Below are 924 nucleotides of genomic sequence, written 5' to 3'. Positions count from 1 at the left end.
TTAGATTGAATAAAAGTTGTGCAAACTGCTAAAAAGCAGTAAATTGTAGTTACCACACAAACAATTCAATGCACAACTTTACAGCAAATTACGAGAAAATTTTAGAAGTATTAAAGGAATTAGAGTTAGATAATGAGAATTTTTTAATTCAGATACGAAAACCAAAGCTAACAGATTTAAGAATAATTGCGATAAATCTGACTTCTGAATATATGAGTATTGATAGTGAACATCAGCTTTTCAGAATCTTACCTATTGAAATTAAATCACTTATAGAACGAAGCGTTTACAATAGAAGAAAAAGAAAGCTATTTAACCATATGGAACGAATTAGAAAATTATTATCCGAAAAGTTTAATGGCTCTGAAAAGTATTTTCTCGTAGACAGCATGCCATTAGAAGTTTGCAAATTATCAAGAAGTTCACGCAGTAAAATATGTAAAGAAACAGATTATGCGCTTCCAAACAAAGGGTATTGTGCTTCACAGAAAATGCATTACTATGGTTATAAGCTTCATGCGGTTTGCTCAGTAGAAGGTGTGTTTCAAAGTTTAGATATTAGCCCTGCCTCAGTTCATGATATTAATTATCTGAAAGATATAAAGCAACAAATTGAAAATTGCACACTCTTGGGTGATAAGGGATATCTATCTGCTGAGTACCAATTAGACTTGTTTACATCACATAATATAAAGCTGGAAGTTCCAATGAGAAAGAATCAAAAAAACTATAAAAATCAGACTTACATAATACGGAAGTCCAGAAAAAGGATAGAAACTTTATTCTCTCAACTCTGTGACCAGTTTATGATTAGAAGAAATTACGCCAAAAGTTTTTTAGGTTTTAAAACAAGGATACTCTCAAAAATAGTAACCCTTACTATCATTCAAACAATAAACCGAAATGCAAATAGAAATATAAATA

General features: G+C 30.4%; 1 protein-coding gene. It reads left to right on the top strand.

The genetic code is table 11. From position 1 onward, the window contains the following. Positions 1-68: 68 nt before the first annotated feature. Positions 69-924 (top strand): IS982 family transposase (locus tag OEW74_RS19555; RefSeq protein WP_265430076.1); only part of this gene is annotated, 856 nt, incomplete at its 3' end.

The organism is Chryseobacterium sp. YIM B08800, assembly GCF_026163565.1.
Taxonomy (GTDB): domain Bacteria; phylum Bacteroidota; class Bacteroidia; order Flavobacteriales; family Weeksellaceae; genus Chryseobacterium.
This window is presented reverse-complemented; position numbering and strand designations above follow the sequence as displayed.